Annotated in this window: 28 protein-coding genes; 11 read left to right on the top strand and 17 right to left on the bottom strand. The window is 69.6% G+C overall.

Annotated elements, in window-relative coordinates:
• Positions 1 to 63 precede the first annotated feature (63 nt).
• Positions 64 to 1,092, bottom strand: coding sequence for a folate-binding protein (locus AB0M02_RS00880; protein WP_364222443.1), 1,029 nt, complete (start codon positions 1,090 to 1,092; stop codon positions 64 to 66).
• 8 nt (positions 1,093 to 1,100) lie between these two features.
• The gene (locus AB0M02_RS00875) at positions 1,101 to 1,499 is read right to left on the bottom strand and encodes a Fur family transcriptional regulator (protein WP_364222440.1); all 399 of its coding nucleotides are present in this window, start codon (positions 1,497 to 1,499) and stop codon (positions 1,101 to 1,103) included.
• Between the two features lie 55 nt (positions 1,500 to 1,554).
• On the opposite strand from AB0M02_RS00875, the gene AB0M02_RS00870 reads away from it, so the two are divergent.
• Complete coding sequence (locus AB0M02_RS00870) at positions 1,555 to 2,304, top strand: aminotransferase class IV (RefSeq protein WP_364219381.1); 750 nt, start codon at positions 1,555 to 1,557, stop codon at positions 2,302 to 2,304.
• 146 nt (positions 2,305 to 2,450) lie between these two features.
• On the opposite strand, the gene AB0M02_RS00865 is transcribed toward AB0M02_RS00870, so the two are convergent.
• Both AB0M02_RS00865 and mtfM read right to left on the bottom strand, forming a co-directional pair.
• Positions 2,451 to 3,050: an FABP family protein gene (locus AB0M02_RS00865; protein ID WP_364219378.1), complete on the bottom strand. Its 600-nt coding sequence runs from the start codon at positions 3,048 to 3,050 to the stop codon at positions 2,451 to 2,453.
• Complete coding sequence (gene mtfM / locus AB0M02_RS00860; RefSeq protein ID WP_041830316.1) at positions 3,047 to 3,151, bottom strand: small membrane protein MtfM; 105 nt, start codon at positions 3,149 to 3,151, stop codon at positions 3,047 to 3,049. The genes AB0M02_RS00865 and mtfM overlap by 4 nt, the downstream gene beginning before the upstream one ends.
• Positions 3,152 to 3,163: 12 nt before the next feature.
• Between mtfM and AB0M02_RS00855 the strand changes: the two genes are divergently transcribed.
• Positions 3,164 to 3,538 carry a DsrE family protein gene (locus AB0M02_RS00855; RefSeq protein ID WP_364219375.1) on the top strand — a complete coding sequence of 125 codons (375 nt, stop codon included), beginning with the start codon at positions 3,164 to 3,166 and terminating at the stop codon, positions 3,536 to 3,538.
• Here AB0M02_RS00855 and AB0M02_RS00850 read toward each other — a convergent pair.
• The 5 genes from AB0M02_RS00850 to AB0M02_RS00830 form a co-directional block, all read right to left on the bottom strand.
• Positions 3,532 to 4,362: a hypothetical protein gene (locus AB0M02_RS00850; RefSeq protein WP_364219372.1), complete on the bottom strand. Its 831-nt coding sequence runs from the start codon at positions 4,360 to 4,362 to the stop codon at positions 3,532 to 3,534. The genes AB0M02_RS00855 and AB0M02_RS00850 overlap by 7 nt on opposite strands.
• 15 nt (positions 4,363 to 4,377) lie before the next feature.
• Positions 4,378 to 4,509: a hypothetical protein gene (locus AB0M02_RS00845; protein ID WP_364219369.1), complete on the bottom strand. Its 132-nt coding sequence runs from the start codon at positions 4,507 to 4,509 to the stop codon at positions 4,378 to 4,380.
• Positions 4,510 to 4,676: 167 nt separating this feature from the next.
• Positions 4,677 to 4,892: a hypothetical protein gene (locus AB0M02_RS00840; protein WP_364219366.1), complete on the bottom strand. Its 216-nt coding sequence runs from the start codon at positions 4,890 to 4,892 to the stop codon at positions 4,677 to 4,679.
• Positions 4,893 to 4,967: 75 nt separating this feature from the next.
• Complete coding sequence (locus AB0M02_RS00835; protein WP_364219363.1) at positions 4,968 to 5,411, bottom strand: NUDIX domain-containing protein; 444 nt, start codon at positions 5,409 to 5,411, stop codon at positions 4,968 to 4,970.
• A gap of 61 nt (positions 5,412 to 5,472) precedes the next feature.
• Complete coding sequence (locus AB0M02_RS00830; RefSeq protein WP_364222437.1) at positions 5,473 to 7,374, bottom strand: ATP-dependent DNA helicase; 1,902 nt, start codon at positions 7,372 to 7,374, stop codon at positions 5,473 to 5,475.
• Between the two features lie 155 nt (positions 7,375 to 7,529).
• On the opposite strand from AB0M02_RS00830, the gene AB0M02_RS00825 reads away from it, so the two are divergent.
• Positions 7,530 to 8,039, top strand: a complete 510-nt coding sequence (locus AB0M02_RS00825; protein WP_364219360.1) for a DUF402 domain-containing protein — start codon at positions 7,530 to 7,532, stop codon at positions 8,037 to 8,039.
• Here the strand turns inward: AB0M02_RS00825 and sigJ are convergent.
• Positions 8,019 to 8,903 carry an RNA polymerase sigma factor SigJ gene (gene sigJ, locus AB0M02_RS00820; protein ID WP_364219357.1) on the bottom strand — a complete coding sequence of 295 codons (885 nt, stop codon included), beginning with the start codon at positions 8,901 to 8,903 and terminating at the stop codon, positions 8,019 to 8,021. The genes AB0M02_RS00825 and sigJ overlap by 21 nt on opposite strands.
• A gap of 99 nt (positions 8,904 to 9,002) precedes the next feature.
• Here sigJ and AB0M02_RS00815 point away from each other — a divergent pair, with 99 nt between their 5' ends.
• From AB0M02_RS00815 to AB0M02_RS00805, 3 genes are all read left to right on the top strand, one after another.
• Positions 9,003 to 9,944 carry a hypothetical protein gene (locus AB0M02_RS00815; RefSeq protein WP_364219354.1) on the top strand — a complete coding sequence of 314 codons (942 nt, stop codon included), beginning with the start codon at positions 9,003 to 9,005 and terminating at the stop codon, positions 9,942 to 9,944.
• A gap of 86 nt (positions 9,945 to 10,030) precedes the next feature.
• The gene (locus AB0M02_RS00810; protein WP_364219351.1) at positions 10,031 to 10,657 is read left to right on the top strand and encodes a DUF47 family protein; all 627 of its coding nucleotides are present in this window, start codon (positions 10,031 to 10,033) and stop codon (positions 10,655 to 10,657) included.
• A gap of 3 nt (positions 10,658 to 10,660) precedes the next feature.
• A complete protein-coding gene (locus tag AB0M02_RS00805; protein ID WP_364219348.1) occupies positions 10,661 to 11,671 on the top strand; it encodes an inorganic phosphate transporter in 1,011 nt (336 codons plus the stop codon).
• Positions 11,672 to 11,691: 20 nt separating this feature from the next.
• On the opposite strand, the gene AB0M02_RS00800 is transcribed toward AB0M02_RS00805, so the two are convergent.
• Positions 11,692 to 12,672, bottom strand: a complete 981-nt coding sequence (locus tag AB0M02_RS00800) for a Gfo/Idh/MocA family oxidoreductase (protein WP_364219345.1) — start codon at positions 12,670 to 12,672, stop codon at positions 11,692 to 11,694.
• A gap of 68 nt (positions 12,673 to 12,740) precedes the next feature.
• Between AB0M02_RS00800 and AB0M02_RS00795 the strand changes: the two genes are divergently transcribed.
• A complete protein-coding gene (locus AB0M02_RS00795) occupies positions 12,741 to 13,511 on the top strand; it encodes an NUDIX hydrolase (RefSeq protein WP_364222434.1) in 771 nt (256 codons plus the stop codon).
• Between the two features lie 115 nt (positions 13,512 to 13,626).
• On the opposite strand, the gene pstB is transcribed toward AB0M02_RS00795, so the two are convergent.
• The 6 genes from pstB to AB0M02_RS00765 all read right to left on the bottom strand — a co-directional run bounded on the left by pstB (position 13,627) and on the right by AB0M02_RS00765 (position 19,576).
• Positions 13,627 to 14,403 (bottom strand): phosphate ABC transporter ATP-binding protein PstB, encoded by a 777-nt coding sequence (gene pstB, locus AB0M02_RS00790; protein ID WP_364219342.1) that lies wholly within the window; start codon positions 14,401 to 14,403, stop codon positions 13,627 to 13,629.
• 12 nt (positions 14,404 to 14,415) lie between these two features.
• Positions 14,416 to 15,501, bottom strand: coding sequence for a phosphate ABC transporter permease PstA (gene pstA, locus AB0M02_RS00785; RefSeq protein ID WP_364219339.1), 1,086 nt, complete (start codon positions 15,499 to 15,501; stop codon positions 14,416 to 14,418).
• Positions 15,498 to 16,568 (bottom strand): phosphate ABC transporter permease subunit PstC, encoded by a 1,071-nt coding sequence (gene pstC, locus AB0M02_RS00780; RefSeq protein ID WP_364219336.1) that lies wholly within the window; start codon positions 16,566 to 16,568, stop codon positions 15,498 to 15,500. The genes pstA and pstC overlap by 4 nt, the downstream gene beginning before the upstream one ends.
• A 40-nt stretch (positions 16,569 to 16,608) precedes the next feature.
• The gene (pstS, locus tag AB0M02_RS00775; protein ID WP_364219333.1) at positions 16,609 to 17,703 is read right to left on the bottom strand and encodes a phosphate ABC transporter substrate-binding protein PstS; all 1,095 of its coding nucleotides are present in this window, start codon (positions 17,701 to 17,703) and stop codon (positions 16,609 to 16,611) included.
• Between the two features lie 266 nt (positions 17,704 to 17,969).
• Complete coding sequence (gene mshD, locus AB0M02_RS00770) at positions 17,970 to 18,851, bottom strand: mycothiol synthase (protein WP_364219330.1); 882 nt, start codon at positions 18,849 to 18,851, stop codon at positions 17,970 to 17,972.
• Between the two features lie 8 nt (positions 18,852 to 18,859).
• Positions 18,860 to 19,576, bottom strand: a complete 717-nt coding sequence (locus AB0M02_RS00765; protein WP_106315799.1) for a response regulator transcription factor — start codon at positions 19,574 to 19,576, stop codon at positions 18,860 to 18,862.
• A gap of 282 nt (positions 19,577 to 19,858) precedes the next feature.
• On the opposite strand from AB0M02_RS00765, the gene AB0M02_RS00760 reads away from it, so the two are divergent.
• The 4 genes from AB0M02_RS00760 to AB0M02_RS00745 all read left to right on the top strand — a co-directional run bounded on the left by AB0M02_RS00760 (position 19,859) and on the right by AB0M02_RS00745 (position 22,914).
• Entirely contained in the window at positions 19,859 to 20,854 is a 996-nt protein-coding gene (locus AB0M02_RS00760) for a hypothetical protein (RefSeq protein ID WP_364222431.1), read from the top strand.
• 91 nt (positions 20,855 to 20,945) lie between these two features.
• Positions 20,946 to 21,731, top strand: coding sequence for a DUF2993 domain-containing protein (locus AB0M02_RS00755; protein ID WP_364219326.1), 786 nt, complete (start codon positions 20,946 to 20,948; stop codon positions 21,729 to 21,731).
• A 67-nt stretch (positions 21,732 to 21,798) separates the two neighbouring features.
• A complete protein-coding gene (locus AB0M02_RS00750) occupies positions 21,799 to 21,888 on the top strand; it encodes an Ms5788A family Cys-rich leader peptide (RefSeq protein ID WP_364222428.1) in 90 nt (29 codons plus the stop codon).
• A gap of 177 nt (positions 21,889 to 22,065) precedes the next feature.
• Positions 22,066 to 22,914, top strand: a complete 849-nt coding sequence (locus AB0M02_RS00745) for a sulfurtransferase (protein ID WP_364219323.1) — start codon at positions 22,066 to 22,068, stop codon at positions 22,912 to 22,914.
• The last annotated feature ends 1 nt before the right edge of the window (position 22,915 follow it).

Here is a 22,915-nt window from a genome sequence, read left to right as displayed (position 1 = left end):
GCACGTGGCCCGCCCGCTCAGGCCGGGCCGACGGCGGCGGACTCCCGCACGTGGCCCGTCCGCTTACGCGGGGTCGATGGCGGCGGCCGACTCCCCCACGATCAGGCGGGCGTCGTCGGCCACGTTGCGCTTGATGACGGCGAGGGCGACCATGCCGAGCTCGTGATGGCGCACCGCGGTGCCGACGAAGCCGACCGCCCGGCCGTCCAGCTCGACCGGGGTCCCCTTGGCCGGCGGGTGGTCGGTGGCGACGCCGTCGAGGTGCAGCAGGACCAGCCGGCGCGGCGGGCGACCCAGGTGGTGGACCCGGGCGACCGTCTCCTGACCCCGGTAGCAACCCTTGTCCAGGTGCACGCCGGCGGCGATGAAGTCCGCCTCGGCGGGGATGGTCCGGTGGTCGGTCTCCCAGCCCGGGCGCGGGATGCGGCGGGCGACGCGGATCGCCTCGTAGGCCCAGAGCCCGGCCTGCGGCACGCCCAACTTCTCGATCACGGCCGTCTTGGCGGCACGCGGGACCAGGAGATCCACACCGAGGGGCACTCGGCGGGCCAGGCCGCCTTCGAATTCCCGTACCGAATAAAGGCTCGTGGGCTCGGGAGGCACGGACCCGGCGGCGAATTTCGGGCCCGGCACCCCACTCAGCCGGGGCTCGCCCAGGCCGGGGACGAGATCGGCCGCACCCGGACCGACCAGCGAGAGGACCGCGATCTCACCGGTCGCGTCGCGTGGCTCGACCCGGGTGAAGAACCGCATCATTTCCAGGTATTTCAGCAGGCCCTCACCGGCGCCGGGCTCGGTGTCCAGCCATGCCGTAGTGCCGTCCTCGGTGACGTAGGCGTGCTGCTCGACGTGCCCGTGGGGAGAGAGGACGAGAAGTTCCGTGCCCTGGAAAGCGGACAAATCCGATAAATACTGAGTTGTCAGGGTGTGAAGCCAGCTGGCCCGCTCCTCGCCCGGCACCGCGATCACGTCACGGTGCGAGCGGTCGACCAGGCCGACAGCGGTCTCCAGCAGGCGCTGCTCGCGCATCGGGTCACCGAGATGGGCCGGAACACCGGCGTCGGCGGACTGCGGGTCGAGATCCTCGACCATCACGACGCTCACTCGGACTCCTTGCAATCGCCGCAGACACCGAAAAGGGAGACGTGGCCGACGTCCACCCGGAAGTCGCGCTCGTCCCGCAATCGGTCGGTGACCGGGCGCATCACCTCCGGATCGACCTCGGCGATCGAACCGCAGCCCCGGCACACGAGATGGACGTGCTGGTCCTCGCCGGCCGGGTGGTAGGTCGGCGAGCCGTGCGACAAATGCGTGTGATTGACCAGCCCGAGCTCCTCGAGAAGCTCCAGGGTCCGGTAGACCGTGGTGATGTTCACCCCGGCGGCACGCTCACGGACCGCGTTGTGCACGGACTCCGGGGTCGCATGACCGAGTTCGTGCACCGCTTCGAGGATCAGCTGACGCTGCGGGGTGAGCCGCAGCCCACGCTCGCGGAGCATGGCGGCTAGCGATGTGGCGGACACGTTACGAGCATAGTTCGCTAGGTTTTGAACGGTGAGCGAGCGGATCCTGGTGCCGGCGTCCGACCTGCTCGGCGACGGGATTTTCGAGACCCTGCATCTGCGGCCCTCCGGCCCGTGGCTGCTCTCCGCCCACGTGGATCGCCTACTGGAGTCCGCAGCCCTCCTCGAATTGCCCGCTTTATCCCGAAATATCGTCTTATCTGTTGTCCCGGCGGCGACCAGTGGTGCGCTGCGGATCGTCTACACCCGCAGTGGGCTGCTCCACGCCGGCGTGTCGGAGATCCCACCCAGCGTGCTCCGCGAGCGCCGCGACGGCGTCCGAGTGATCAGCGCCGACCTCGGTGTCTCCGCCGGACGGCGCCCGCCGTGGTCCCTCTCCGCGGCCAAGTCACTCTCCTACGCGAGCAATTTCGCGGCACGGCGCTGGGCGGCGCGACATCAGGCCGAGGACATGGTCTGGCTTTCTTCAGAGGGGTACGCGCTAGAAGCGCCGACCTCGTCCATCGTCTGGCTGTCGGGTGACGAGCTGTGCACGGTCCCACCGGCGGAGGCCGGAATCCTGGCCGGGATCACCGCCGCGCACCTGCTGTCGGTGGCACCCTCGGTGGGCCTCACCCCGGTCGAGCGAATGATCACGCTCCCGGAGCTGGCCGGCGCGGACGCGATCTGGCTGGCGTCGTCGTTGCGTGGCCTGGCCGAGGTGGTGTCGCTGGACGGGGTGGCGCGGGTCCGGTCGCCGTGGACGCCGCGCCTGCTCGACCTGCTCGGATTCGTGGACTGACGGGTGCCCGGTCGCTTTCCGAGGGCCGCTTCCACGGGCGCGCCTGCCTCTGGGTGCGCCTCCCGGGGCGCGCCTGCCCGGGTGCGCCTGCCGGGTGCGCCTGCCGGGTGCGCCTGCCCGGGTGCGCCTGCCCGGGTGGCGCTTCCTCAGCCGCCGATGCGCAGGAGTCGGGCGGACATGTGCGGGCGCAGGCCGCTGTCGTCCACAGCGATCTCGTGGGCGTAGAGCAGCGCGCCCTCCACGATCCCGAACAACCGGTGGCCACCCGTGACGTGCAGGCCCGCCGGCGTGTAGGCCACCGCGTCCGCCGCCATCTCCAAGCGGGTCGTGGCGGCCTTGCCCAGGTAGAGCTCGGCCACCCCGTCGGGGCGGATCATCGTGGCTTCCATCTCGTCGCCGGGACGGCCGTCGACCAGCACCGGCCGCCAGAAGCCGGACTCGGTCAACGCCTGCCCGGCCGCCTTCGAGTCCTCGTCGAGCAGCCAGGCGCGTGACTCGTACCTCAGGAAGTCCCGGCCGTCGTGGCTGATCCGGATCTCCTGGGCGAAGTTGTAGTCGTCCTCCTGCGGGAACCCGCCCTGCCCGCGCCCACGCCACAGCCCGACGAACGGCAGCAGGCCCAGCAGCGAGGGGTGCAGGTCAGGACCGGAACGCAGGTCGTGGGTGTCCTCATACGGATACCGCTCGACCGGCGGAGCGTTGAGCCACGGCGGCGGTCCCAGTGGGTTTTCCGTCTCGCTGCTCACCAACGCCCCCTCGAAATGCGCACCGCAAGGTAACCGAACCCGCCGGCCAGCGCTCCCAGCGCCGCCACCAGCAGGCTCACGAACCCGATCTCCGTAACCATCGGCCCCATCTTATGCTGACCGGTATGGCACGTTTGCTGGTCGTCAAGGCCACCGCGGGCGCCGACTCGCCCGAGCGCTGTTCCCAGGCCTTCACCGTGGCGAGCACCGCGGTCGCGTCCGGCGTGGACGTCTCGTTCTGGCTGACCGGCGAGTCCGCCTGGTTCGCGCTGCCCGGCCGCGCCGCCGAGTTCGAGTTACCGCACGCCGCGCCGCTGCCCGATCTCCTGGACGCGCTGCTCGCCGCCGGCCGCGTGACCCTCTGCACCCAGTGCGCCGCCCGCCGCGACATCGGCCCCGCCGACGTCCTGCCCGGCATCCGCATCGCCGGGGCCGCGGTCTTCGTCGAGGAGATCATGTCCGAGAGTGCGCAGGCCCTCGTCTACTGACTCCGGCAGGGTGTGGTCACGCTCACCGCGAGTCGCCCACCCTCCGTCGTAGCCACCACCGAGTCGGCACCCATCCGGTACGCCCAATGGCCCGGCTCCACCCACACCGGAACAGTCCCGGCCGGCAACCCGGTCGGCTCACTGTCCGGATCCGCGGCACCGCCGTCCACCTCGAACGTGGCCGCCGTCCCCCCACCCGGGCAGCTCACCGCCGAGACAACCGCCACCTTCCCCAGCTCGGCCACAACCGCCGGCACCGGCCCGGCCTCCGGCTCACCCCCGACGGACCCGCTCGGCGGCCGACACCCGGTATCAACCCGAACCGTCAACACCTGATCGGTCGACAACGCCTCCGACTCGACAGCGATGAGCTCCCCAGCGTCCGCGAACAACGACAACCGCGTGCCGCCCCGCGCCACACCCACTCCCGGGTCATAGCTCTCCGGCAGCCCTTTCGCGATCCCCTCAAGGGCCTCGCGCGCCTCACCCGCGGGCACGTAGAGCGTCAGATCCCGGCCGGCCCGCCGCCCCGTCCAGACCGGATTGAGCGCACACTCCTCGACCCGCAACTCCCCGAGCCGAACCACCCACCGCTCACTCCGCGAGGCCGCCACCAGCGCCCCGGTCGCCCGCCGCAACTCCGGAACCGCCTGCCCCAGATCCCGCTGCTCAGGCACCGTAGCCGGGTCCTTCCGCACCGACCAGAACACCCCACCGAGCAACACCAGAGCCCACCCACCAGCCACCGCGGCCACCCACCACCGCCACCGGCGCCCACCACCCACCGGCGCGACCCACATCCCCGGCCCCGTCACGGCAGCCATGGTGACACGTGAACCTCACAGGGCGAGCGTCACCCGCAGCACCATGTCAACCATCTCGATGCTTGCCGGAGCCAACAGCCCGGCCCGGGCCTTGAGGAACTCCTTGTGCACCTCGCCGACTCGCGGGACCTGAGCCACTCCGAGCACGGATCACTCAGCCGCGACGACAGTCGGCTCGACCATCTCGGGCCGCGCAACATCGGAGATCGGCACGCATAGTGCGGATGACCGCCGCGCCGTCACACCGTCGTCGCCCACGATGAGGACAAGGCGGTCGTGCCCCAACCGTGTGGCGATCCAGATCTCCCCGCGCCTCATTCCTCATCACCGAAGATCCGCGCCTCGTGCTCCTCGGCCCAGCCCGGAGGGCCATCCTGCTCGACGTAGGACTCCAGGCACTCGGCGATCGCCCGCTCACGCACGACCCCGGAGATCCAGACTGACAGTGGCACCCTCTTCGCCTCGGCCGCGTAACGGGCCGCATAGAGCCCGGCCGAGTCCAGGTCGAGAGTGATCCGCTCGATCGGCATGCCCCTGACGCTAGGGCATGTCCGCGCATCTGTAGTTGGCATGAGACAAGATTACTCATGGGAATTGACTAGCGCCTAGTCAAAAGTGTGCCAGATGAGCACCAGGGTCAATTCCGCCGGAGGTACGCGTCCGAGGTCAGGAAGCGCTCGATCATCTCCTCGGTCCCCCGGTGTGAAGGGCCTGCTCAGCAACTCCTCCGCCGGCACGAACAGCATCGCGGCGCCCTCGCCCAGCACGACGTCCGACTGGGTCGCGTCGGTGGGGCCGTGGAAGTAGAACTTCGCTCGGTCCTGCTCGGGCAGGTCCTGGCGGGCGAACAGCCGCAGCGGTGACGCCGGGCGCAGGCCGCTCTCCTCCCACAGCTCGCGGGCCGCGCCCTCCGCCGGCGTCTCGCCCTCCTCGATCGCGCCGCCGGGCAGGCCCCAGACGTTCGGAAAGTAGGGCGCCCTGTCGTCCCGCAGCTGCAGCAGCACCGCACCGGCGCGATCGACAAGGAAGGTGCAGGCAACGCGTAGCACGGTCAGCTCCCGGCGAGTCGGGTGAGGGCGTTGAGGAAGGTGCAAGCGGTGCGCAGCACGATCAGCTCCCGGCGAGTCGCGTGAGGGCGCCCAGTGCCACGTCCTGCCTCGTCGTGTACCAGAACGGGGGCAGTGACTTGCGCAGGAAGGCGCCGTAACCCCGGGCCGTCTCCAGCCGGGAGTCGAGGACGGCCACGACGCCCTTGTCGCCGGTGGAGCGGATCAGGCGGCCGACGCCCTGTGCCAGCCGGACCGCCGCGATCGGGACGCTCACCGAGGCGAAGCCGGAGCCGCCGGTTGCGTCGACGGCTGCCGAGCGGGCCGCGGCGAGGGGCTCGTCGGGGCGGGGGAACGGGAGGCGGTCGATGACCACGAGCTGGCAGGAGTCGCCGGGGACGTCCACGCCCTGCCAGAGCGACATCACACCGAACAGGCAGCTCGCCTGCTCCTCCCGGAACTTGCGGACCAGGATCGGCAACGTCTCGTCACCCTGCAGGAGGATCGGGAGGTCGGTCTTGGTGCGCAACAGCTCGGCCGCCTGCAACGCGGCCTTTCGGGAGGAGAAGAGCCCGAGCGTACGCCCGCCGAGCGCCTCGACCAGCCGGAGCAACTCGTCGCCCGCCGCCTGGGGCAGGCCCGACATGGTGGGCCGTGGCAGGTGCGCCGCAACGTACAGAATGCCCTGTTTCGGATAGTCGAAGGGTGATCCCACGTCCAGCGAGCTCCAGCCGTCACCGGAGGCCGGTGTCCCGTCCGGGCCGGGTGCGGCCGCCGGGAGGCCGAGTGAGCGCGCCACCGTGTCGAACCGCCCGCCGAGGGTCAGCGTGGCCGAGGTCACGACGACGGTGCGATCGGAGTAGAGGTTCTCGGCGAGGGTGCCGGCGACCGAGAGCGGCGCCACCACGAGGGCTCGGCGGCCGTTGCCGAGGTCGGACTTCTCCACCCAGGCGACGTCGTAGTCGTTCTCCTCCAGGAGCCGCTGCGCCGTGCCGGAGAGCTCGTCGAGGACGGCCTTGGCCTGTTTCTTGCCGACCGGGTCGGGGTCGTCGGACTTGATGTCGCCGATCGCGGTGAGCCCGGCGCGGGTCGCCGACTCCAGCTGGGTGACGGCCAGCAGCAGCGGCTCGGGCAGCCCGTTGACGAGCCGGCCGGCGGGCACCTCGGCGAGCCCGACGGTGAACGCGTCGGCGGCCGCGGCCATCTGCTCGGCGGCCGAGGGCGGGATCAGGGTGCGGGAGCGGCGCCCGGCGCGCTCGACCGCCTCGGGGGTGATCTCCGCCTGGGCCGCCGAGGAGACCCGGTCGGCCAGCTCGTGCGCCTCGTCGACGACGAGCAGCTTGTGCGGCGGGACGATGTGGCGCCCGGCCATCATGTCGGCGGCGAGCAGGCTGTGGTTGGTGACCACGATGTCGACCTCGCGTGCCCGGGCGCGGGACGCCTCGGCGAAGCAGTCCGCGCCATACGGACATTTCTGGGCGCCGACGCAGTCCCGTGCCGGCATGGACACCTGCCGCCACGCGGTGTCGTCGACGCCGGGAGTCAGCTCGTCGCGGTCGCCGGTCTGCGTCTTCTCCGACCAGGAGCGGATCCGCAGGATCTGCTTGCCGAGCTTGCCCGCCTCACCGAGCCACCTGCCGGCTTTCGGCGCGTCGTCGAAGAGCGTGTCGGTGGGTGTCTCCTCGTCGGCGTGCTCGAGCTTGGCCGTGCACAGGTAGTGGTGCCGGCCTTTCAGCACGGCGAAGGTCGGTTTGCGCCCGAGCACCGGCTCGACCGCCTGGGCCAGGCGGGGCAGGTCGTGCTCGACCAACTGGTTCTGCAGCGCCAGGGTGGCGGTGGAGACCACCACCGGCCCGTCCACGAGCAGGGCCGGGGTGAGGTAGCCGAGGCTCTTCCCGGTCCCCGTGCCGGCCTGCACGAGCAGGTGCTCGCGGTCCTTGATGGCTTTGTCGATGGCCTGGACCATGGCCTGCTGGCCGGGCCTGGTGGACCCACCGGGGACCGCGCCGACCGCCGCGGCGAGGATCTCTTCGGCGGTCGCCTTTTTCTTGGTAGCTGCGGGCACGCAGGAACCGTACCCGCCACCACCGACAGAACCGGACCACCGCTAGGGTGCACCTCATGCCGAGCGAGATGGTCCGGGTCATCTACACGAAGTACGACGGTTCGGCGCATCGTGACTACCCGGCCCGCCGGCTGGCCGAGGACGACCTGGGCATCTGGGTGGGCGTCACCCGCGGCACCGCGTCGGTCTACCACGGCCGCCCCTCCGTCGAGCAGATCCCGTTCGTGCTGCTCGTCCCCCACCACGCCTGGTGGACCGGGATGTTCAACCCACCCCCGCGCACCAGCGAGGTGTATTGCGACATCACCACCCCGGCCCGGTGGGAGGGTGACACGGTCCACATCATCGACCTGGATCTGGACGCGGTGCGGCGCCGCGAGACGGGCCTGGTCGAGTTGCGCGACGAGGACGAGTTCGCCGAGCACCGGAAGGCGTTCGGCTACCCGGACGATCTGGTCGGTCACGCCTACGACGCGGCGCGCAAGCTGATGGTCGCGCTCGGCGACGGCACCGAGCCGTTCGCCACGGAGTACCGCAAGCACCTGCTAGAGGTCACGCAGGATTAGCTTCTCCGGGTTCTGCTGGTTGAACAGGCCGGTGATCCGGCCGTCGTCGACAGCGACCGTGAGCACCGCGAAGAACGGCTCGCCGCTCTCCCGGACGCCGCGCATCATCATCCCGGCCGACCCGTTGACCAGCACCGGATCGACCTTGGCGTCGAGCACGTCGGTCAGCCGGTTGGTGATCAGGCCCACCCAGAACCGGGCCACCTTGTCCGCGCCGAGCACCGGGCGCAGCGCCGTGCGGAACATGCCGCCGGCGTCGCCGATCGCCACCACGTCGGGCGCCAGCACGGCGGCCAGGGCCTGCATGTCGCCGCTCTGCGCCGCCGCCAGGAAGGCGTTCAGGACGCGCCGCTGCTCGGCCAGGTCCGCGGTGTGCCGGATGTTCCCGTCGGCTGCGGCGCGGCGGGCCCGCGAGGCGTGCTGACGCGCGGCCGCAGGTGTGGTGTCGAGCACCGCGGCCACCTCGTCGAACGGGACACCGAACGCGTCGTGCAGCACGAACGCCACCCGCTGCTCCGGGGTGAGTCGTTCAAGGACCACGAGCAGGGCGATGGAGACCTGATCGGCCAGTTCGGCCTGACCGGCGGGGTCGGCGTCCGGATCGATGACGTACGCGGGGAGCCATTCGCCGACATACGCCGCTCGGCGTACCCGCGCTGAATTGAGCTGGTCCAGGCAGATCCGCGCGGTGACCGTCGTCAGCCAGCCACGCACGTCCCTGATCTCTTCCGCATGGTGCGCGTAGCGCAGCCAGGCCTCCTGCACCGCGTCCTCGGCCTCGGCCCGGTTGCCCAGCATGCGGTAGGCGACCGCCGTCAGGTAGCGGCGCTGCGTCTCGAACTCGTCCGTGCTGGGCGGCGGCATGACGGAAATTCTGCGGCAGATTGCCGGATCGCGGGTATCACCTGTGCCACAGTAATAATTACTCAAATAGTACGAATCGGATGGTGCTTCGTGCAGGACGTGGCGACAATCGCGGGTGGTCTGGCCGGACTCGCCGGAGCCGGTGGCGCGCTCTCGGTCGCTGTCCTCCGCCGCTCCCGGCCCTGGATCACCGCCGGGCACGCGCTGATCGGGGACGCGGACACCGATCCGCTGCCGGGCGCGCTGCGGCTCGGCCTGGGCGGCATGACCGTACGCGTCACGCCCGGCCCGCACGGCGAGCTGTACCTGGGTGCCGGCGCCCCGCAGCCCGGCCGCACCCTGCGCCGGCTGGTCCTCGCGCCGCTGTTCACCCGTGCCCGCTCCGGTGGGCGTCTCTGGCGCGACCAGGAGTCCCCGTTCCGCCTGGTCGTCGAGTTCGGCGGCGACAACCGGGACACCCGCGCGCTGATGCAGGCGTACCGAATGCTCGACCGGCAGCTGCACGACCACGCCGCGCTGCTCAGCCGGTGTCGCGGCGACGTGCTCACGCCGGGCCTGGTGACCGTCACCGTCTCCGGCATCGTCGACGCCCGGGAACTGCTCGCCGCGCAGCCCGACCGGTACGCCTTCGCCGACGGCACCTTCGACGACCTCGGTTCCCAGTCCGCACCGCCCACGCTGGTGCCGATGGTCAGCGAGTCGTGGCACCGGCGGTTCGGCTGGGACGGATGCGATCCGATCACCGCCGAGGAACGGCACCAGCTGCACGCGCTGGTCCGGGCGGCCCACGAGGACGGCCGCATCGTGCGGATCAGCGGCCTGCCGGACGGGTCACGCCGGGCCCGGTCGGCGATCTGGGCCGAACTCGGCGCGGCCGGAGTGGACGTGATCGCCGACACCGACCACGCCGGACTCGCCAAGCACCTGCGCAGGCACCCGGTCACCACACCACCGCCACCTCACCTGCCGGTACGCGCCGCGCGCCGACGGGCACCCCGGCCCAACGCCCGCCGGACAGCCGGTCACCACGAGACTGTTTAGGCAGGTGGCGAACGGGTGAACCAGCGTGGACCGTTAGCATGCCTTCTGGAGATCCCGTACTACGCCCGTCGATCGAGGTCCGCGCTGTGAAGTTCTCATTCCGTCCCGTCGAGGGCGCCTTCTACGACCTCTTCACCAAAGCCGCCCAGAACCTGGTCAAGGGCACCGAGCTGCTCAACGAGCTGGCACTGCCGGGAGTGGACGTCCAGTCCGTCGCCGACCGGCTGAGCGATGTGGAGCACGACAGCGACTCGATCACGCACGAGCTCTACAAAAAGATCAACTCGACCTTCATCACCCCGTTCGACCGGGAGGACATCTACTCGCTGGGCTCACAGCTCGACGACGTGATGGACCACCTGGAAGCGGCCGGCAACCTCCTCTACCTGTACGGGCTGACCGACCTGCCGTCCCTGCCGCGCGAGATGCACGAGCTCGTCACCGTGCTGGACCAGCAGGCGAAGATCACCGCTGAGGCGATGCCCCGGCTGCGCTCGATGAAGGGCCTCGAGGAGTACTGGATCGAGATCAACCGCCTGGAGAACGACGGCGACCGGGCGTACCGGATGCTGCTGGTGCGCCTCTTCTCGGGTGAGTACGACGCCTTGACGGTCCTCAAGATGAAAGAGGTCGTCGACGAGTTGGAGGCCGCCTGCGATGCCTTCGAGCACGTGGCGAACACCATCGAGACCATCGCGGTCAAGGAGTCCTAGTCCGTGGAGCCCGAACTCATCGCCGTCCTGGCGGTGATCCTCGCCGCGATGGCGTTCGATTACACCAACGGTTTCCACGACGCGGCGAACGCGATCGCGACCAGCGTCAGCACCCGCGCCCTGACGCCGCGGGTCGCGCTCGCGATGGCGGCGGTCGGCAACTTCATCGGCGCCCACCTCGGCGGTGAGGTCGCCAAGACGGTCGGCGAGGGCCTGGTCAAACTCCCGCTCGGCGTCCCCAGCCTGGGCGTGGTCTTCGCCGGCGTGCTCGGCGCGATCACCTGGAATCTCATCACCTGGTACTTCGGGCTGCCGTCCAGCTCCTCGCACGCGCTCTTCGGCGGGCTGGTCGGCGCCACGATGTTCGCCGCCGGCGGCACCGTGCAGTGGGACACGATCCTGGAGAAGGTCCTCATCCCGATGGTCCTGTCGCCGGTGGTCGGCCTGGCGCTCGGCTTCGTGATGATGGTCGCGATCATGTGGATCTTCCGGCGCGGCCACCCGGGCAAGCTGAACCGGGGCTTCCGGATGGCGCAGACCGTCTCGGCGGCCGCCATGTCGGTCGGCCACGGCATGCAGGACGCGGCGAAGACGATGGGCATCGTGGTGCTCGCCCTCTACACCGGCGGCTACCAGGACAGCCCGACGCACATCCCGGAGTGGGTCTACTGGTCGTCCGCGGCAGTGCTCGCCGCCGGCACGTACGCCGGCGGCTGGCGCATCATCCGCACCCTCGGCCGCAAGATCATCGACCTGGGCCCGGCCGAGGGCTTCGCGGCCGAGACGGTGGCCAGCTCGGTGCTCTTCTTCAACGCGCAGATCCTGCACGCGCCCATCTCGACCACCCACACGATCACCTCGGCGATCATGGGCGTCGGCGCGACCAAGCGCCTGAGCGCGGTGCGCTGGAACGTCGCGGGGAACATCGTGATCGCCTGGATCACGACCTTCCCCGCGGCCGCCCTGATCGCCTGCCTGGCCTACTTCATCGTCCGCCCGCTGTTCAACGTCTAGGTGTACCCGCTCTTCAACGTCTAGGTGTAGCTGACGCCGATCTGCTCGCGGAGCGCGTCGAGGAGGGCCATCACCTCGAGCGTGGTCTCGTGCGTGAGCAGCGGGCTCTCCAGCTCACCGGCCAGGATGCAGCGCTGCACCTCGGCCGCCTCGAACTGGTAACCGCTGCCCTCGAACGGCGTCTCGATCAGCTCCGGATCCCGGCCCGGCCGGCTGAGCGTGATGGAGCGCGGCACCATGAAGGTCGGCGGGACGTCGATCCGGCCGTCGGTGCCGGTGATCGAGGCACCGTTGCGGCTGTTGCCGTTGATGCTGCAGGTCAGCGCGGCCACCGCGCCCGACTCGTACCCGAGCAGGATGCCGGTGTTCTCGTCGACCCGCTCCGGGGTCAGCTTGGCCCACGCCAGCGCGGTGGCCGGTGAACCCAGGATCAGGTGCGTCAGGTGAAGCGGATAGACGCCCAGGTCGAGCAGCGCACCACCACCCAGGGCGGGGTTGCGCAGCCGGTGCGAGGCCTCGAATGGCCCCTGCAGCCCGAAGTCCGCGTGGATCGCGCTGACCTCGCCGATCGTGCCGTCCGCGACGAGCTCGGCGGCCCTGCGGATCGCCGGGTTGAGGCGCATCCACATCGCCTCCATCAGGAACACCCCACGGATACGCGCGGCCTGCACCAGCTGCGCCGCCGTGGGCAGGTCGAGGGTGATCGGCTTCTCCACCAGCACGGCCTTGCCGGCCGCGACGCAGAGCAGCGCACCCTCCAGGTGGAACGCGTGCGGCGTGGCCACGTACACCACGTCCACGCCGTCGTCGGCGGCCAGTTCCGCGTAGGAGCCGTGCGCGCGGGCGAAGCCGTACCGTTCGGCGAACTTCTCCGCGGTCGCCAGCGAGCGCGATCCGACGGCAGCGAGTTCGGCACCCGGCACCAGAGGTAAGTCGGCGGCGAAGGTGGCGGCGATCCCGCCGGGGCCGAGAATGCCCCATCGCACGTTCTGTCCGGTCATGATCGATACGGTATCGCTCCCACGGTCTCCAGTGGCAGGATCGACCGGTGACCGACTCGGCGTTCCCCATGAGGCTGCCGCCCGCGATGATTCAGCGGGCGCGCGAGTTCACCGGCCCGCCTGCGGCGGCCCGTCCGGCGGCGACGGTGGTCCTTCTCCGTCCGCACGTCGAGGCTTTTCAGGTGTACGTGCTACAGCGCGCGACCACGATGGTGTTCGGCGGTGTCTACGCGTTCCCCGGTGGTGTCGTGGATCCGTCGGACAGCCCGGAGACGATCCGTACCGACTGGGCCGATCGTCTCGGCGTTCCCGACGAGCGGGCCCGCGCGGTTGTCGGCGCCGCGGCCCGGGAGCTCTTCGAAGAGGCCGGTGTCATGCTCGCCGGCCCGGCCGAGCAGCCCGACCGGACCGTCACCGACGTCAGCACCCCCGACTGGGAGGCCGACCGCGCCGCGGTCCTGCGCCGCGAGCTCACCATGACCGACCTGCTGGCACGCCGCGGCCTGCGCCTTCGCGACGACCTGCTGCTCCCCTGGTCTCGCTGGATCACTCCCGAGTTCGAGCCCAAGCGTTACGACACGTGGTTCTTCGTGGCCCTGCTCCCCGACTCGCAGTCACCCCGCGACGTCTCCGGCGAGTCGCAGACCACCGCCTGGATCGACCCCGCCACGCGAGACCTCCCGATGCTCCCGCCCACCCGCAGCACCCTGCGCCTGCTCGCCGACTGCCCCACCATCCCGGACGTGGTCGCCGCCGCCGTCCACCGCGACGCCGCCACACCCCTCCGCCCCCGGGTCGAACTCACCGACGACCAGGTCATCTTCCACGACCCGGAATAACCCCGACCCGTGTGTGGAGTTGGGGCGCCCAGCGCACCCGAACTCCACACGGAAAAGGGCGCCGGCTCAGCCGGCGCCCTCTCCCCATGCGCGCCCCCGCCGCATGCCATACAGCTCAGCCGAAGCGACCGGTGATGTAGTCCTCGGTCTTCTTCTGAGTGGGGTTGCTGAAGATCTTCTGGGTGTCGTCGTACTCGATGAGGCGGCCCGGGTCACCGGTCTTGTCGATCGAGAAGAAGCCGGTCTTGTCGCTGACGCGAGCGGCCTGCTGCATGTTGTGCGTGACGATGATGATCGTGAAGCGGTCCTTCAGCTTGAACATCAGGTCCTCGATCGCCAGCGTCGAGATCGGGTCGAGCGCGGAACAGGGCTCGTCCATGAGGACGACCTGCGGCTCGACGGCGATCGTGCGGGCGATGCAGAGACGCTGCTGCTGACCGCCGGAGAGACCGGCACCGGGACGGTCGAGGCGGTCCTTGACCTCGTCCCAGAGGTTCGCGGAGCGCAGTGACTTCTCCGCGGCCTCGTCGAGCAGGGCCTTCTTCTTGACGCCGTTGAGCTTGAGCCCGGCCACCGCGTTCTCGTAGATCGACATGGTGGGGAACGGGTTCGGGCGCTGGAAGACCATGCCGATCATGCGACGGACGGCCGTGACGTCCACGTCCGCGTCGTAGATGTTCTGGTCGTCGATCGTCAGGCTGCCCTCGATGCGGGCGCCCGGGAGCACCTCGTGCATGCGATTGATGGACCGCAGGAACGTCGACTTGCCGCAACCGGACGGGCCGATCAGAGCGGTGATCGTCTTCGGCTCGACGGTCATCGAAACGCTGTCGATCGCCTTGAAGGAGCCGTAGTAGGACGAGACGTTGCTCGCCTCGATGCGCTTGGCCATGGATGACACCTCTTAACGGGACAGCTTGTTGCGACGGGCGAGCAGCTTGGCGGCGATGGTCAGGATCAGCACGAGCGCCACCAGGGTGAGCGCGGCCGTCCAGGCCCGGGCCGGGGCGTACCGCGAGGCGTCACCGGCCTGCTGGTACACGAACAGGGCCAGCGACTGCTGGTTGCCCCCGAACGGGTCGAAGTTGATCGCCGCGGCGCCACCGGCGACTAGGAGCACCGGGGCGGTCTCGCCGGCCGCACGGGCGATGGCGAGCATGACACCGGTGACGATGCCGGGCAGGGCGGTCGGGAGGACCACCTTCAGGATCGTCTTCCACTGCGGTACGCCGAGCGCGTACGAGCCCTCCCGCAGCGGACCCGGTACGAGCCGCAGCATCTCCTCCGTGGAGCGGACGATCGTCGGCAGCATCAGCACGGTCAGGGCGAGCGCGGCCGCGAAACCGGAGAAGCGCGGCTGCCCGTCGTTGAACCACGGGCTGACGATCAGCACCCAGAACGAGAGGATGAACAGACCGGCCACGATGGACGGGATACCGGTCATGACGTCCACGAAGAACCGGACCGTGTCGGCGAACCGGCCCCGGCCGTACTCGACGAGGTAGATCGCGCCCAGCACACCCAGCGGGACCGCGATGAGCGTGGCGATGCCGACCTGCTCCAGCGTGCCGATGATCGCGTGGTACGCGCCGCCCTCGGGGTCGCGCGCGCCGATGTTGTTCATCGAGGTGCTGAAGAAGTTGGCGTCCAGGCGCTCGACACCCTTGGAGATCAGCGTCCAGACGACCGAGGCGAGCGGCAGGACGGCCAGGATGCAGGCGGAGTAGATCAGCGCCTTCATGGTCCGGTTCTTCGCCGGCCGCTTTCCCTCGACCCGGCTGGCCGCCACGTAGAGGCCGACCAGGTAGAGGACCGCGCCGACCACGACGACCAGTACCCAGTTGCCGATCCCGGCGCCGAGCACCACGACGGCGGCGACCGCGAAGGCGGCCACCGCGACGAGGATGTTCGTGACGACCGGGAGCTGACGGGTCCGGATGTTGTCCGGCGTCATGACGACGCCGGAAAGCTCACGTTCAAGAAGGCTCATGCCGCACTGTCCCGGAACTCGCGACGGCGGTAGATGATCGCACGCGCCGTCATGTTGACCACCAGTGTGATCGCGAAGAGGACGAGACCGGAGGCGATCAGGGCGCCCCGACCGGTCGCGTTGGCCTCGCCGAAGGTGTTCGCGATGTTGGCGGCGATGGAGTTACCGCCGTTCTGGATGAGGTTGAACGAGATGTTGAACGTGATGCCGAGGGTCAGCGCGAGCGCGATGGTCTCGCCCAGCGCGCGGCCGAGCCCGAGCATCACGGCGGCGATGACACCGGGCTTGCCGTACGGCAGGACCGCGGTGCGGATCATCTCCCAGCGGGTGGCACCGAGGGCGAGTGCCGCCTCCTCGTTCATGCCGGGGGTCTGCTGGAAGACCTCGCGCGACAGCGAGGTGACGATCGGCAGCACCATGATCGCCAGCACCAGGCCACCGAGCATGATCGACTGACCGAACGGGCCCTCGCCACCGAAGATCGGCAGCCAGCCGAAGTACTCGTTGAGCCAGACCGAGAAGTCCCGGACCGGCTGCTGGAGGACGTCGCGGCCCCAGAGACCGAAGACCACACTGGGCACGGCCGCGAGCAGGTCGATCACGAAGCCCAGGGGGGTGGCCAGCCGCCGCGGCGCGTAGTGCGACAGGAAGAGCGCGATGGCCAGCGCGATCGGCACCGCGATGATCAGTGCGATGACCGAGCTGAGCACGGTGCCGAAGGCGAGCGCGGCGATACCGAAGACCGGCTCCGTGTCGTTCGGGAACCAGGTCTTCTCGGTGAGGAAGTTGGCGGTGTTGGCCTGCAGGGCGGGCACTGCCTTGGAGACCAGGAACACCGCGATGGCCACGATGATGACCAGCACCATCGCGCCGGCGGCCGTGGACAGGCCACGGAATCCCGTCTCGATCGAGAACTTGGTCTTCTTGGGGAGGGCGCCGCCGCCACCCAGCGGGGGCTCGGAACTGCTCGGGGAGACGCCGTAGCCGGCGCCCCGGGTGTGACGTCCAGTCACACCCGGGTCGCCGGCGGTGGCGTTCTCTACCGAGCGGGAGGGGATGTCACCCATCTACGCGCTCGCTGTCGTCTCGGAGGGATTGACGGGCAGGTCAGGAGATCGCGGCGACCGAGGTCTCGACCTTGGCGCGCAGCGCCTCGGGCAGCGGGGCGTAGCCCAGCTCGGCGAGAGCGGTCTGGCCCGCCGTGCTCGAGGTGTACTTCAGGAAGCCCTGGATCTCCTTGGCCTTGGCGGAGCCCTTGCTGCAGGCGATCTCGTAGGTCACGAGCACGATCGGGTACGCACCCGCGGTGGTGGTGGCGTAGTCCAGCTCGAGGGCCAGGTCACCGTCGGTGCCCTTGACGGTGGCGTTCTCGAAGGTCTTGCCGGCGCTCTCACCGGTCAGCTCGGTGTACTCACCGGCGCCGTTCTTGATCTTCGCCTTCTGCAGGTCGCTGTTCTCGGCGAACGAGAGCTCGACGTAGGAGATGGTGTTCGGGGTGCTCTTCACCTTGGTGGCCACACCGTCCGACTTGGCGGCACCGGTGCCACCGGGGGCCTTCCAGGCCTTGGCGTTGCCGAAGGTCCAGTCGGCCTCAGCGGTCTTGCTGAGGTACTTGGTGAAGTTGTCGGTGGTGCCCGACTCGTCCGAGCGGTGCACCGTCTCGATGGTGGCGGCCGGCAGCGTGGCGCCGCTGTTCTCGCCCGCGATCGCCGGGTCGTTCCACTTGGTGATCTTGCCGGAGAAGATCTTGGCGATGGTGGAGGACGACAGCTGGAGGCCGTCGACACCCTGCACGTTGTAGACCACGGCGATCGGGCCGATCACCATCGGGAGGTTGAGCGCCTTGCCACCGGGGCACTTGGCGTCGGCCTGCGCGACCTCCTCCTCCTTGAGGGCGGAGTCGGAGCCGGCGAAGTCGGCCGTGCCGGCGATGAACGCCTCGATACCCGCACCGGAACCGGTGCCCTGGTAGTCGATCTTGGCGTCGGCACACTGGCCCTGGTACGCCTTGATCCACTCGTCCATGGCGTTCTTCTGGGCGGTGGAGCCCTGCGCCGTCAGGCTGCCGCTGACGCAGTTGCCCGGAGCAGTCGACGAGCCGCCTTCGGCCGTGGGCTCGTTGTTGTCCGAGCCGCAGCCGGTCAGCGCGAGAGTCGCAGTCAAAGCAATGCCGGCCACGAAACCGGACCGCTGGAGCTTCACGATTATCCCTTCGGGGTTGCTTGCGCCGGCCTCTCACCGGCTCACACCCGGAAAACTAAGAGGGCCAAGTGACCGCTTCCCCGGTCGCAAATGAACCTGGGGTGAACAGGTCGACCCCAGAAGGTAGCCATCCCCTGAGGGACAGTTGTCCGTTAAGTGAACCGCGACCCCGGTACCCGATATGCCGGATATTTACGGGCAGTCGTGACCTCAGCGAGACATGGGCTTTGCCGTGCCGTGACCGGGACAACCCGGAAGAACGTCGTTCAGGACCGGTGGTAGCGCACGTCGGTCTTGTAGATCGTGAAGCCCAGCCCGCGGTAGAGCTTGACCGCGGCGGCGTTCGACTCGTCGACGTAGAGACCGGCCACCATCAGGCCGGCGCCCGCAAGATGACGCAGGCCCGCCACGCTCAACGCGGCACCCAGGCCGCGCCGGTGACCGGACGGGTCCACGCCGAGCACGTAGATCTCGCCCAGCGCGGGCTCGTCACTGTCGGCGGGGTGAACCTTGGTCCAGTGAAAGCCCAGCACGGTGCCGGCGACATCCACGGCGAGCAGGAAGCCCTCCGGATCGAACCACGGCTCGGCCTCACGGGCGCGCAGGTCGTCGAGGGTCCAGCGGCCCTGCTCGGGATGGGAGGCGAAAGCTCGGGCGTTGACCTCGAGCCAGGCTTTCTCGTCGGCGCCCGGGCTGAAGGTCCGCACCGTGACGCCCTCGGGCAGGGCGATGTCCGGCAGCGGCTCGGAAAGGAAGCGGCGCATCTGCCAGAGGACCCGGGCCCGGGTGAAGCCGTTGCGCTCGGCGAACACGGCGGCGCCGGGATCGTCACCGTGCGCCCAGAAGCTCAGCGGCCCGGATCCGGCAGCCGCCAGAAGGGCAGTGCCGACGCCGGCACGACGGAAACGAGGGTGGACGACCAGTTCGCCGCCGTCGGCGACGAACGCGTAACCGGCCAGGTGGTCACCGGAGAAGGCGAGCAGGTGCACGCCGTCGTGCTGGACGTCGCCGCGGACGCGGAGCACCACGTCCTCGGAGAGGGGGTAGACGCCGTCCGCCTCGCCCGCGGCCGAGGCCAGGGCGAGAACGTCGTCGACCTCGGACGCGGACAGCCGGTCCGCAGCGCGGACCGGCTGCTCCATCGTCATGTCGTCTGTTAAACCGGGAGGGAGACGGGCTCGTTGTCGGGGAGCTGGCGGCCCGACGGCGGGACCACGAACTTGTAACCGACCTGGCGCACGGTGCCGATCATCGACTCGTACTCCGAGCCGAGCTTGGCGCGCAGACGCCGGACGTGCACGTCGACGGTGCGGGTGCCACCGAAGTAGTCGTAACCCCAGACCTCGCGCAGCAGCTGGTCGCGGGTGAAGACCCGGCCCGGGTGCTGGGCGAGGAACTTGAGCAGCTCGAACTCCTTGTACGTGAGGTCGAGCGGGCGGCCCTTGAGCTTCGCCGCGTAGGTGTCCGGGTCGATGTTGAGCTCGCCGGCCCGGATCGAGCCGCCGGCACCGGCGGTCGCGTTGTTGAGCCGGCCGACCGAGAGCCGCAGCCGGGCCTCGACCTCGGCGGGGCCCGCGCTGGCCAGAATCACGTCGTCGACACCCCAATCGGCGTTCAGCGCGATCAGGCCCGCCTCGGTGACGACCGCGATCAGCGGGACACCGATGCCGGTCGCGTGCAGCATCCGGCAGGTGGCACGCGCCTCGGAGAGCTCGGAACGCGCGTCGACCAGGACGGCGTCGGGGCTCGGACCGGAGACAAGGGTGCGGACGTCGCGGGGGGCGGTACGTACTGAGTGGGGCAGAAGGTCCAGGGCGGGCAGCACGGCGGAAGGTTCACCGGCACGTGCCGTCACCAGCAGAAGGATCTCCACACTCACCTCCGTCCTCGCGGCACTCAGGCCGCTCGGGTGACCCGGTCTGCGCAGCTCAAAGCTTCGCCACCGGAGAACTGGGGCCCGGCGTCACCGACGGGTGGGTTGCGATTACCTTAACCGATCCATACGTCTGCGGACCCCGGTCGCACGCTGAAGTGATGTAGTAAACGCCGGGATGGTGGCCGAATAGCCGAATTCGTAACCAGCCTTTTACTCGGGCCGGGCGGCGATTGGGACGACGGTCACCGGTCTGGCACGATCGCAGGGGTGTTCCCCTCCATGCCGCAGGACGACTCCTGGGATGCCGAAGCCTCCCAGCAGGTCGCGCGAATGAACCCGGGCCGGCCCAAGGCCGGGTTCTACGCCGCCGTCCCGGATTCGGAGGACGACGAGCGGCCCTCGTCCGAGTCCGGTGAGGACGAGGAGGAGTTCGAGGAGATCGAGATCGTCCCGGTCCGGGCGAAGCTCTCGATCGCGATCGGCGGCTTCGCGGCGCTGCTCGCCGTCGCGCTGGCGCTCGGCGCGCAGATCACCGGGCCGGACGGTCGCCTCTCGTACGCTGTGGTGCTCTTCGGTATTCAACTTCTCGGCCTGCTGGCCTGGACCATGGCGTTGCGCCCGCCGGCCGCGCTCGCCGTCGCGGGTGTCATCGCGGTCTCCGCGCTGATCGCCGACTACCTGGCTGTGACGGGCACTCCGGCCGCCGCGCTGCCACTGCTCTATGTGGCGGTGGCCGGCTTCCTTGTGGCGGTGGCCGGCCAGTTCGTGCGTGCCGACGACCGCCAGCGCGCCAAGGACTCGTGGCGGACCACCCTTCTCATCGCGCTCGGCGCGGTCGCGTACGCAATCCTGATCGTCCTCACCCGGCAGCCCCTCGGCGCCCAGGCGATCCTCGTCTGCTCGACCGGCGCCGGGGTGGCGCTGCTCATCGCCCGGGTGACCGACGCGGTGTTCCCGAAACCCCGGATCGCCGCGCAGGTGCCGCGCGGCGCGGCCGGCATCGTGCTCGGCGCGATGCTCGGCACCCTCGCCGCCGCCATGCTCGGCAGCTACCTGGTGCTCCCGTTCACCCCGGCCAAGGGCGCGGTCCTCGGTCTCGTCGCCGCGGTCGCGGCGCTCCTGGTCGACCTCGCTGTCAACTTCGGCGAGGCGGGCCGGCGGCTGGCCGGCGAGGCGCCGACGTTCTGGCTGGCCCGGCACATGCAGGGACCGCTCGGCGGTTTCGCGCTGACCGCCGCCGCGGCGTACGGGCTGGTGCACCTCTACCTCACCTGAACCTGCCAACTCGGGCGTCCCGGCCGTTTCAGTGAACCCGCAGCAAGGGAATGTACGTTCCCCAGACAGGCGGACCAGACCGGGAGGACCAGTGGCCGAGGTGTACGAAACGGACCGTCCACGCCGGCATCGGGGGCGCGCGCTCCTGGTCGTCCTGCTGGTCCTGGTGGTGCTGCTGCTCGCCGGGCTGTTCGTACTCGACCGCTTCGGCGCCTCGTACGCCGAACGCGTCCTCGCCGACCGGGTGGCCCAGGAGGTCCGCAACCAGAAGTCGTCGAGCGGTCAGCCCGAGGTCACCATCGCCGGTGTGCCGTTCCTCACCCAGGTGCTGGCCGGCAAGTACCAGGAGATCCGGATCGAACTGCCGGACCTGACCACCCCGACCGGCACCGGCACCACCGTCTCGATGCCGCTGCTGGACATCCGCGCCAAGGACGTCGACGCACCGATCGACACGCTGCGCACCGGTCAGGGCGACGTGGTGGCCGGGTCGGTGACCGGTGTCGGCACCGTCGACTACACCCAGATCGTCGAGTTGAGCGGCCAGAAGGGACTCCAGCTCGCCGAGCAGGACGGCCGACTGGTCGCAACGGTTCCGCTCAGCGCCGCAGGTCAGACCATCCAGGTGAAGGGGACCGCCGACATCAAGGTGGATGACGGTGTGGTGAAAGCGCGTTTCGCCGATGTGTCGGCGGAGGGCCTCACCAACATCTTCGTCAAGCAGATGATCTCGAACCTCGCTGCCAACCTGGGCTTCGACCTCAAGGTGCCGGACCTGCCGATGGGCCTGGAAGTGCGGGAGGTGCAGGTGCTCCCGGAGGGACTGCGGGTGTCCGCCGGAGCCGAGAAGGTGACCCTCTCCGCGGGCGGAATCTGACGACTCACCGGAATCAGCCGTTCCCGGATGGTGGTCGGTGCTGTTCCGTGGTCTGGGCGCGCTGGTAATGTCGCTTCCCATGAGCCTGTTGCTCACGAAGAGGCGCGCGGTCGACCTGTGCCGCGTGGCCGCGTGCCTGTGTTGCCCCGTCTACTGACGGGCCACTCGGTGCTGAGCACCTTTCTCTCATAGCCCAGGGCATTCTTCTTGCCCGGCAGTGGCGCCGTCGCACAAGCAGCCCGTGATCCCACCTATCAATGGGTCCGCGCGGAGTGCGACAGAACACTTCCGTGCGCTGACTCTCCCTCCACCCACCTTTCAAGGGAGTGAACCGATGAGTCGCGACACCGCACTCGTCTCGGCCGAGTGGGCCGAGAACAACCTGGAGACCCCGGGCCTCGTCTTCGTCGAGGTCGACGAGGACACCACCGCTTACGACGGCGGCCACATCCCCGGCGCGATCAAGATTGACTGGAAGCAGGACCTGCAGGATCCGGTCCGCCGCGACTTCGTCAACCAGGAGCAGTTCTCCGCGCTGCTCTCCGAGCGCGGCATCTCCAACGACGACACCGTGATTCTGTACGGCGGCAACAACAACTGGTTCGCCGCGTACGCGTTCTGGTACTTCAAGCTGTACGGCCACGACGCGGTCAAGCTGCTCGACGGCGGCCGGAAGAAGTGGGAGCTCGACGCCCGCGTCTACACCAAGGACGTGCCCACCCGCGAGAAGACCTCGTACGTGGCGAAGGCGCCCGACCTGACGATCCGCGCGTTCCGCGACGAGGTCGTCGAGAACATCGGCGTGAAGAACCTGGTCGACGTCCGCAGCCCCGACGAGTTCGCCGGCCGTCTGCTCGCGCCGGCGCACCTGCCGCAGGAGCAGTCGCAGCGGGCCGGTCACATCCCGACCGCGATCAACGTGCCGTGGAGCAAGGCGGCCAACGAGGACGGCACCTTCAAGTCGGACGACGAGCTCGCCAAGATCTACGGCGAGGCCGGTTTCGACGAGGGCAAGGACACGATCGCGTACTGCCGGATCGGCGAGCGCTCCTCGCACACCTGGTTCGTGCTGCGTGAGCTGCTCGGCAAGGAGAACGTGAAGAACTACGACGGCTCGTGGACCGAGTACGGCTCGCTCATCGGTGTGCCGATCGCGCTCGGCGACGAACCCGGGAAGGCCTGAT

The sequence above is a fragment of the Actinoplanes sp. NPDC051861 genome (assembly GCF_040681145.1).
Lineage (GTDB): Bacteria > Actinomycetota > Actinomycetes > Mycobacteriales > Micromonosporaceae > Actinoplanes.
Note: the sequence above shows the minus strand (reverse complement) of the source record. Positions and strands in the feature narration are given on the sequence as shown.

Bases quoted from the DNA above. Each gene is read 5' to 3' on its own strand.
- mshD (WP_364219330.1), bottom strand. From the start codon at position 18,851: ATGACGATGGAGCAGCCGGTCCGCGCTGCGGACCGGCTGTCCGCGTCC.
- AB0M02_RS00825 (WP_364219360.1), top strand. From the start codon at position 7,530: ATGCCGAGCGAGATGGTCCGGGTCATCTACACGAAGTACGACGGTTCG.
- pstC (WP_364219336.1), bottom strand. From the start codon at position 16,568: ATGGGTGACATCCCCTCCCGCTCGGTAGAGAACGCCACCGCCGGCGAC.
- AB0M02_RS00760 (WP_364222431.1), top strand. From the start codon at position 19,859: ATGCCGCAGGACGACTCCTGGGATGCCGAAGCCTCCCAGCAGGTCGCG.
- sigJ (WP_364219357.1), bottom strand. From the start codon at position 8,903: ATGCCGCCGCCCAGCACGGACGAGTTCGAGACGCAGCGCCGCTACCTG.
- AB0M02_RS00875 (WP_364222440.1), bottom strand. From the start codon at position 1,499: ATGCTCCGCGAGCGTGGGCTGCGGCTCACCCCGCAGCGTCAGCTGATC.
- AB0M02_RS00850 (WP_364219372.1), bottom strand. From the start codon at position 4,362: ATGGCTGCCGTGACGGGGCCGGGGATGTGGGTCGCGCCGGTGGGTGGT.
- pstB (WP_364219342.1), bottom strand. From the start codon at position 14,403: ATGGCCAAGCGCATCGAGGCGAGCAACGTCTCGTCCTACTACGGCTCC.
- AB0M02_RS00830 (WP_364222437.1), bottom strand. From the start codon at position 7,374: ATGGTCCAGGCCATCGACAAAGCCATCAAGGACCGCGAGCACCTGCTC.
- AB0M02_RS00880 (WP_364222443.1), bottom strand. From the start codon at position 1,092: ATGGTCGAGGATCTCGACCCGCAGTCCGCCGACGCCGGTGTTCCGGCC.
- AB0M02_RS00855 (WP_364219375.1), top strand. From the start codon at position 3,164: ATGCTGACCGGTATGGCACGTTTGCTGGTCGTCAAGGCCACCGCGGGC.
- AB0M02_RS00800 (WP_364219345.1), bottom strand. From the start codon at position 12,672: ATGACCGGACAGAACGTGCGATGGGGCATTCTCGGCCCCGGCGGGATC.
- AB0M02_RS00840 (WP_364219366.1), bottom strand. From the start codon at position 4,892: ATGCCGATCGAGCGGATCACTCTCGACCTGGACTCGGCCGGGCTCTAT.
- AB0M02_RS00745 (WP_364219323.1), top strand. From the start codon at position 22,066: ATGAGTCGCGACACCGCACTCGTCTCGGCCGAGTGGGCCGAGAACAAC.
- mtfM (WP_041830316.1), bottom strand. From the start codon at position 3,151: ATGGTTACGGAGATCGGGTTCGTGAGCCTGCTGGTGGCGGCGCTGGGA.
- pstA (WP_364219339.1), bottom strand. From the start codon at position 15,501: ATGAGCCTTCTTGAACGTGAGCTTTCCGGCGTCGTCATGACGCCGGAC.
- AB0M02_RS00795 (WP_364222434.1), top strand. From the start codon at position 12,741: ATGAGGCTGCCGCCCGCGATGATTCAGCGGGCGCGCGAGTTCACCGGC.
- AB0M02_RS00750 (WP_364222428.1), top strand. From the start codon at position 21,799: ATGTCGCTTCCCATGAGCCTGTTGCTCACGAAGAGGCGCGCGGTCGAC.